The sequence below is a fragment of the Mycobacterium sp. genome, from assembly GCF_050700595.1.
Taxonomy (GTDB): domain Bacteria; phylum Actinomycetota; class Actinomycetes; order Mycobacteriales; family Mycobacteriaceae; genus Mycobacterium.
Genome location: NZ_JBOHHI010000021.1, coordinates 46,666 through 54,469, shown reverse-complemented (window position 1 = coordinate 54,469; position 7,804 = coordinate 46,666). Strand labels below are relative to the sequence as shown.

Annotated in this window: 7 protein-coding genes; 6 read left to right on the top strand and 1 reads right to left on the bottom strand. The window is 67.8% G+C overall.

Annotation, left to right across the window (positions count from 1 at the left end):
* Positions 1-179 precede the first annotated feature (179 nt).
* Positions 180-1,145, bottom strand: coding sequence for a LysR family transcriptional regulator (locus ACRDTL_RS01810; protein WP_431505016.1), 966 nt, complete (start codon positions 1,143-1,145; stop codon positions 180-182).
* Between the two features lie 24 nt (positions 1,146-1,169).
* Between ACRDTL_RS01810 and ACRDTL_RS01805 the strand changes: the two genes are divergently transcribed.
* The 6 genes from ACRDTL_RS01805 to ACRDTL_RS01780 all read left to right on the top strand — a co-directional run bounded on the left by ACRDTL_RS01805 (position 1,170) and on the right by ACRDTL_RS01780 (position 7,804).
* The gene (locus ACRDTL_RS01805; protein WP_431505015.1) at positions 1,170-2,327 is read left to right on the top strand and encodes an XdhC family protein; all 1,158 of its coding nucleotides are present in this window, start codon (positions 1,170-1,172) and stop codon (positions 2,325-2,327) included.
* 70 nt (positions 2,328-2,397) lie between these two features.
* Positions 2,398-3,288 (top strand): FAD binding domain-containing protein, encoded by an 891-nt coding sequence (locus tag ACRDTL_RS01800; protein WP_431505014.1) that lies wholly within the window; start codon positions 2,398-2,400, stop codon positions 3,286-3,288.
* Positions 3,289-3,300: 12 nt separating this feature from the next.
* The gene (locus ACRDTL_RS01795) at positions 3,301-3,783 is read left to right on the top strand and encodes a (2Fe-2S)-binding protein (protein WP_431505013.1); all 483 of its coding nucleotides are present in this window, start codon (positions 3,301-3,303) and stop codon (positions 3,781-3,783) included.
* Positions 3,780-6,191 carry an aerobic carbon-monoxide dehydrogenase large subunit gene (locus tag ACRDTL_RS01790; protein ID WP_431505012.1) on the top strand — a complete coding sequence of 804 codons (2,412 nt, stop codon included), beginning with the start codon at positions 3,780-3,782 and terminating at the stop codon, positions 6,189-6,191. The genes ACRDTL_RS01795 and ACRDTL_RS01790 overlap by 4 nt, the downstream gene beginning before the upstream one ends.
* 12 nt (positions 6,192-6,203) lie before the next feature.
* A complete protein-coding gene (locus ACRDTL_RS01785; protein WP_431505011.1) occupies positions 6,204-6,935 on the top strand; it encodes an XdhC family protein in 732 nt (243 codons plus the stop codon).
* Positions 6,932-7,804, top strand: a complete 873-nt coding sequence (locus tag ACRDTL_RS01780) for an AAA family ATPase (protein WP_431505010.1) — start codon at positions 6,932-6,934, stop codon at positions 7,802-7,804. Before ACRDTL_RS01785 ends, ACRDTL_RS01780 begins: the two co-directional genes overlap by 4 nt.

Genomic DNA, 7,804 nt, shown 5'->3' with positions numbered 1-7,804 from the left:
CTCATGCACCGACGCCGCCGACTCGACGTCCAGATGCACACCAGTACTACGGAACCCAATCTGACGACCCACGAGGCAACACCCTTTCGAACGAATCAGGTGTTGCAGCGATCACTTGAGCCTGCCCCGCTTGGCACCCGCGTTGGACGCAGGCTCGATGCCGTCACCGCAGGCTCGCTTCAACTCCACAGCGTCACATGCACTTTCGGGCGGAACCTGGTCACACCCACCCCGCTGCCGCGGATCATCGCCTGGGTACACCGCGGTGTGGTGATGAAGCCAATGAGCTCCGACACGGCGGGCTGGCGGGCGGACGGTCCCAGCGTTGACGCGCACCATTCGCCGGACGCCTGCAGTCGCTGCCCGGCGACGTGGATCAACCGCCCGGCGGCAAGGTCTTTGGACACCGCGAACCCGATGGTCAATGTGATACCGCCGACGCGCTGAACCTCCTCGAGCGCGGCGGCGTCGCTCTGGAAGATCCGCTGCCGCGACTCCGGAATCGCCAACTCCCGCAGTATGGATGCGATCTCACCGTCCACGCTGCCCGCGGACGGGCCGAGCATCCAGTCTTGCTCGCGCAGCTGTGCCGGCGTCGGGGTGCCGTGCGCCAGCGGGCTGTGCGGTGCGGTCACCGCGATGATCTGGTACTTCAGGAACGACCGCATACAGATCAAACCATCTGAGCCGGTGCCACTTTCGCTGGCCGGTCCGATCGCGATGTCGACGGCGCGCGCGGCGATCAGATCGGCGAATCGGCTTGTGGGGTGCACGCTCAATTCGACCGACAGATCGTCGGCGCGCGACGAGAACAGCTCGATCAGCCCGGGCGCCGCGTGCTCGGCGAAGGCGCTCGACGCGGCGATGCGCAGCAGCCGGCGCCCGTGGGCGGCCTCGCTCACCTCGATCGCGGTTTGCTGTTGCAGCCCGAGGATCTCCACCGCCCGGCTGGCCAACCGCAGCCCGCCCGGGGTGAACGCCAGTCCGGCACCGGTCTTGGTGAACAACGCGTCGTCGAGTTCCTTGCGCAGCGCCGCGACATGCATCGAGATACCGGCATCCGACATGCCCAATTCCTCGGCGGCTGCGCGCACCGAGCCCAACCGCACCACCGCCGAATAGGCCCGAAGCTGAGCCGGAGTCATGAAAAGAAGCCTACGTTGAGATGCGTGCGCGACGTTCTCGCCGACCTGATGTCGATCTGGCGCGCCGGTCGGACCGCCGGCGTCGGGACCGTGGTACGAACCTTCCGGTCGGCGCCGCGCTCGTCGGGCGCGGCGATGATGGTGGCGCCGGACGGGTCGGTCGCCGGCTCGGTGTCGGGTGGCTGCGTGGAGGGCGCCGTCTACGAGCTTGCGACCGAGGTGGCGCGCACCGGCACACCGCGGTTGGAGCGCTACGGGGTCAGTGACGACGACGCGTTCGCGGTCGGGTTGACGTGCGGCGGCATCATCGACGTCTTCATCGAGGCGATCTCGGCCAACACCTTCCCCGAGCTGGACGCGGTCGCCGAGGACATCGACGCGCACCGGCCGGTCGCGGTCGCGACCGTGATCGCCCATCCCGACCCCGCGTGGCTGGGCAGGCGGTTGATCATCCGTCCCGACACGGTGACCGGATCACTCGGCACGGCGCGGGCCGACGCCGCCGTCACCGATGACGCGCGTGGGTTGCTGGCGGCCGGGCGCAGCGAAGTGCTGCGCTACGGGCCCGACGGCGAGCGGCTCGGCGAGGGGATGGAAGTCTTCGTGGCCGGTTACGCCCCGCGACCGCGGATGTTGGTGTTCGGCGCGATCGACTTCGCCGCGGCGCTGGCGCGGCAGGGATCGTTCCTGGGCTACCGGGTCACGGTGTGCGACGCCCGCCCGGTGTTCGCGACGTCGCCGCGGTTTCCCACTGCCGACGAGGTCGTCGTCGACTGGCCGAACCGCTATCTGGCTGCCCAGGCCGAGGCGGGCGCGATCGACCGGCACACGGTGATCTGTGTGCTCACCCATGACCCGAAGTTCGACGTCCCGGTGCTCGAGGTGGCGCTGCGGCTGGACGTCGGCTACGTCGGGGCGATGGGATCGCGGCGCACCCACGACGACCGGATGGCCAGGCTGCGCGAAGCGGGCCTGACCGACACCGAGCTGAGCCGGCTGACCAGCCCGATCGGCCTGGATCTCGGTGCCCGCACCCCCGAGGAGACCGCGGTCTCGATCGCGGCCGACATCATCGCCCGGCGTTGGGGCGGCGGCGGCGGTCGGCTGGTCGATGTCGATGGCCGCATTCACCACGACTCCACCGCCGCGACCGACGCCCGGCCGAGTTCAGCGATTACTTAACTCGGTATTGACGCCAGGTCAGCACGGGACTGACACTGAGAATCCCGTCAGTGGATGTGAGGTGCGTCACATGCAGGTACCTGGTCCGTTTGAGTACGAACGAGCAAACAGCGTCGACCACGCCGTCGGATTGCTGGACCGGCTGGGCGATGGCGCGATGATCGTCGCCGGCGGGCACAGTCTGCTGCCGATGATGAAGCTGCGGATCGCCAATCCGGAATATCTGATCGACATCAACGATCTGGCGCCGGAGTTGGGGTACGTCATTACCGACCCGACGCTGGTGCGCATCGGGGCGATGACCCGGCACCGTGAAGTGCTGGAATCCGATCCGCTGGCCGCGGTGTGCCCGATCTTCCGCGACGCCGAGCGGGTGATCGCCGACCCGGTTGTGCGCAACCGCGGCACCGTCGGCGGGTCACTGTGCCAGGCCGACCCCGCCGAGGACCTGACGACGGTGTGCACGGTTCTGGGCGCGACCTGCTTGGCCCGTGGACCGTCCGGGGAACGCGAGATCGCCATGGACGATTTCCTGGCGGGGCCCTACGAGACGGCGCTGGCCCACAACGAGATGTTGGTCGAGGTGCGGATCCCGGTGCGGCACAACACGTCTAACGCCTACGCCAAAGTGGAGCGCCGGGTGGGTGACTGGGCGATTACGGCCGCCGGCGCCGCGGTCACTCTCGACGATGGCACGATCGCCGCCGCCCGGGTGGGTTTGACGGCGGTCAACGCGGATGCCGCCGCCCTCGCCGAGGTGTCCGAGTCACTGATCGGCCGGCCGGCTACCGAAGAAGTGTTCGCCGACGCCGGACGCGCCGTCGCCCAGGCGTGTGAACCGGTGACCGATATGCGCGGCACCGCTGACTACAAGCGTCACCTCGCCGACGAGCTGACCACCCGGACGCTGCGCACCGCGGTCGAGCGGGTGCGCAATATCCCAAGGCCACAAGGGAATTGAGGAGAATAGGCTATGCAGATCAATTTGACGGTCAACGGTGAGCAGGTCAGCGCCGAAGTCGAACCGCGGATGCTGCTGGTGCACTTTCTGCGGGATCAGCTGGGCCTGACCGGAACGCACTGGGGCTGCGACACCAGCAACTGCGGAACCTGCGTCGTCGACGTCGACGGTGTGCCGGTGAAGTCGTGCACGATGCTGGCCGCGATGGCGTCCGGGCACAGCGTGCGCACCGTCGAGGGACTCGAACGTGACGGACAGCTCGATCCGGTGCAGGAGGGCTTCATGCGCTGCCACGGGTTGCAGTGCGGTTTCTGCACTCCGGGCATGATGATCACTGCCCGCGCCCTGCTGGACCGCAACCCGAACCCGGACGAGGAGACCATCCGCGACGCGATCTCCGGGCAGATCTGCCGTTGCACCGGGTACACCACGATTGTGCGCTCCATCCAGTGGGCCGCACAGCATCCCAAGGCCAGCGCGGAGGCCACCTCATGACCACCATCGAGTCTCGCCCGCCAGTCCCGGAGGGACGGCCGGAAGACACCGCCGACAACGACCAAAAGCCGTGCGGGCACGGCCGGATGCTGCGCAAGGAAGATCCCCGGTTCATCCGGGGACGCGGCACCTACGTCGACGATGTCGTGCTGCCTGGCATGCTGCATCTGGCGATTCTGCGTTCGCCGTTCGCCCATGCCCGCATCGTCGGCATCGATACCTCTGCGGCCCAGGCGCATCCGAAGGTCAAGGCGGTGGTGACCGGCGCCGACCTCGCCGAGAAGGGCCTGGCCTGGATGCCGACGCTGTCCAACGACGTGCAGGCGGTGCTGGCCACCGACAAGGTGCGGTTCCAGGGCCAGGAGGTGGCCTTCGTCGTCGCCGAGGACCGCTACTCCGCGCGGGACGCGCTGGAGCTGATCGACGTCGACTATGACCCGTTGGACCCGGTGATCGACGTGCGAAAGGCACTGGATCCCGACGCCCCGGTGATCCGCGACGACCTGGAAGGCAAAACGGACAACCACATTTTCGACTGGGAGACCGGCGACGCGGCGGCAACCGAGGCGGTGTTCGCCGAGGCCGAGGTCGTCGTCAAACAGGAGATGATCTACCCGCGCGTGCATCCCGCGCCGATGGAAACCTGCGGCGCGGTAGCCGATTTGAACTCGGTCAGCGGCAAGCTGACGCTGTGGACCACCTCGCAGGCTCCGCATGCGCACCGCACGCTGTACGCGTTGGTCGCCGGTCTGCCCGAACACAAGATCCGGGTGATCTCACCGGATATCGGCGGCGGCTTCGGCAACAAGGTGCCGATCTACCCCGGTTACGTCTGCGCGATCGTCGGCTCGCTGCTGCTGGGCAAACCGGTCAAATGGATGGAGGACCGCAGCGAGAACCTGACCTCGACCAGCTTCGCCCGCGACTACATCATGCTCGGCGAGATCGCGGCCACCAAGGACGGCAAGATCCTGGCGGTCCGGTCCCATGTGCTGGCCGACCACGGTGCGTTCAATGGTCAAGCGGCACCGGTGAAATACCCGGCCGGATTCTACGGTGTGTTCACCGGCAGCTACGACCTGCAGGCGGCCTACTGCCACCAGACCACGGTGTACACCAACAAGGCGCCCGGCGGGGTGGCCTACGCCTGCTCGTTCCGGATCACCGAGGCGGTGTACTTGGTGGAGCGGCTGGTGGATTGCCTGGCCTACGAACTGAAAATGGATCCGGCCGAGCTGCGGCTTTCAAACCTGCTGCGGCCCGACCAGTTTCCCTATACCACCAAGACCGGCTGGGTGTACGACTCGGGCGACTACGAAACCACCATGCGCAAGGCCATGGACATGATCGGCTACCAGGCGCTGCGCGCCGAACAGAAGGAAAGACGCGCACGCGGCGAGGTGATGGGCATCGGCATGTCGTTCTTCACCGAGGCGGTCGGTGCCGGGCCGCGCAAGGACATGGACATCCTCGGCCTGGGCATGGCCGACGGCTGCGAGCTGCGGGTACACCCGACCGGCAAAGCCGTTGTGCGGCTATCGGTTCAGACTCAGGGACAGGGCCACGAGACGACGTTCGCCCAGATCGTCGCCGAGGAGCTGGGTATCCCGCCCGACGACATCGAGGTGGTGCACGGCGACACCGACCAGACGCCGTTCGGGCTGGGCACTTACGGCAGCCGGTCCACTCCGGTGTCGGGAGCGGCGGCGGCGCTGGTTGCCCGCAAGGTCCGCGACAAGGCGAAGATCATCGCATCGGGGATGCTGGAGGTGTCGGTCGCCGACCTGGAGTGGGAGAAGGGCAAGTTCCACGTCAAGGGTGACCCGTCGGCGTCGGTGACCATCGCCGACATCGCGATGCGCGCGCACGGGGCCGGCGATCTGCCCGAGGGCATCGAGGGCGGGCTGGACGCCGAGGTCTGCTACAACCCATCGAATCTGACCTACCCCTATGGTGCCTACTTCTGCGTGGTCGACATCGACCCCGGCACCGCCGTGGTCAAGGTGCGCCGTTTCCTGGCCGTCGACGACTGCGGCACCCGGATCAACCCGATGATCATCGAGGGTCAGGTGCACGGCGGCATCGTCGACGGGATCGGGATGGCGTTGATGGAGATGATCGCGTTCGATGCCGACGGCAACTGCCTGGGCGGGTCGCTGATGGATTACCTGATCCCGACCGCGCTGGAGGTGCCCCATCTGGAGACCGGGCACACCGTGACGCCGTCACCGCACCACCCGATCGGCGCTAAGGGTATCGGTGAATCGGCCACCGTCGGCTCACCGCCCGCGGTGGTGAACGCGGTGGTAGATGCGTTGGCGCCGTTCGGCGTTCGGCACGCCGACATGCCGCTGACCCCGTCGCGGGTGTGGGAGGCGATGCAGGGCCGGGCCCGGCCGCCTATTTAGAGGAGCGCACCGATGACGATCAGTGAGCGCGTCGAGCAGCTGACGCGTGCCCGGACACCGTTCGTGTACGCGACCGTCGTGCGTGCGCAACAACCGACGTCGGCGCACCCCGGCGACGAAGCGATCCTGTTGGCGGACGGCACAATCGAGGGGTTCGTCGGCGGCCACTGCGCGCAGAACTCGGTCCGCAAGGCAGCGCTGGGTGTGCTGCAGGCGGGCGAAAGCGTGTTGCTGCGTGTGCTGCCCGACGGTGACGTGCATTTCCCCGAGGCACCCGGTGCGAGCGTGGTCGTCAACCCGTGCCTGTCCGGTGGCGCGCTGGAGATCTATCTGGCGCCACGGCTGCCCGCACCGCTGATCCGGATCTGCGGTGCCACACCGATTGCCGACGCGCTGGCCGAATTGTGCGGGGTGCTCGGATACGAGGTGGCCCGCGAGGATGTCGGCACACCGCAGGGAACCACCGCGGTGGTGATCGCCAGCCACGGCGGCCCGGAAGCCGAGACCATCCGGGCGGTACTCGACGCCGGCATCGGCTACGTCGGCCTGGTGGCCAGCCGGGTGCGTGGCGCGTCGATCCTGGAAGGGCTGGCACTGTCCGACGCCGAGCGCGTCCGGGTACACAGCCCGGTCGGCTTGCCGATCGGCGCGAAAACTCCTGCGGAGATCGCGGTGTCGATCCTCGCCGAAGTCATCAGCGAAATTCGGGTCGGTGGGCTGCCGGTGGCCTCGGCTTCGCCGTGAAGCTTTTCGCAGACGTCGACGACGTGGTCCGCCGCTTCGACGCCAACGACTACCTCCTCGACACCGGGACCGCGTCGGCGATCTATCTCGCGGTGACGCTGGGCCGGCCACTGCTGCTGGAGGGCGAGCCCGGAGTGGGCAAGACGACGGCGGCGAAAACCCTCGCCGCAGTGCTGGATACCCCGCTTGTCCGGCTGCAGTGCTACGAGGGACTGACCGCCAGCGAGGCCCTCTACGACTGGAACTACCAGCGTCAACTGCTGTCCATCAGGCTGGCCGAAGCGCGCGGCGCCGGGATCGACGAATCGGATCTGTACACCGAAAAATACCTGGTGGACCGGCCTATCCTGCAGTGCGTGCGGCACCGCGGGCCGACACCGCCGGTGTTGCTGATCGACGAAATCGACCGGGCCGACGACGAATTCGAGGCGCTGCTGCTGGAGTTCCTCGGCGAATCCGCCATCACGGTCCCCGAGCTGGGCACCTTCGTGGCCGAGCGTCCACCGATCGCGGTGCTCACCTCCAACCGCAGCCGCGACCTGCACGACGCGCTGCGGCGACGGTGCCTCTATCACTGGATCGACTACCCGGAGCCGTCGCGGGCTGCCGCGATCGTGCGCCGGACAGTACCCGGCGCAACCGCGCCGCTGATCGAGCACGCTACCCAGTTCGTCGGCGCGGCACGCGATCTCGATCTCGACAAACCGCCCGGAATCGCAGAGACCATCGACTGGGTCGCGGCCCTGGTCTCGCTGGGTGTCGCGGACCTCGTCGATGCGGATGGCCTCGCCGGCATCGGTGCGCTGGCCAAGACGCCCGACGACCGCACCCTCATTCGTGAAGCGCTCGTCGAGTACAGCAGCAGTTAG

What these genes read in the sequence shown, in the direction of transcription:
- ACRDTL_RS01810 (WP_431505016.1), bottom strand. Translation starts at nt 1,145, where the DNA reads ATGACTCCGGCTCAGCTTCGGGCCTATTCGGCGGTGGTGCGGTTGGGC.
- ACRDTL_RS01800 (WP_431505014.1), top strand. Translation starts at nt 2,398, where the DNA reads ATGCAGGTACCTGGTCCGTTTGAGTACGAACGAGCAAACAGCGTCGAC.
- ACRDTL_RS01785 (WP_431505011.1), top strand. Translation starts at nt 6,204, where the DNA reads ATGACGATCAGTGAGCGCGTCGAGCAGCTGACGCGTGCCCGGACACCG.
- ACRDTL_RS01795 (WP_431505013.1), top strand. Translation starts at nt 3,301, where the DNA reads ATGCAGATCAATTTGACGGTCAACGGTGAGCAGGTCAGCGCCGAAGTC.
- ACRDTL_RS01790 (WP_431505012.1), top strand. Translation starts at nt 3,780, where the DNA reads ATGACCACCATCGAGTCTCGCCCGCCAGTCCCGGAGGGACGGCCGGAA.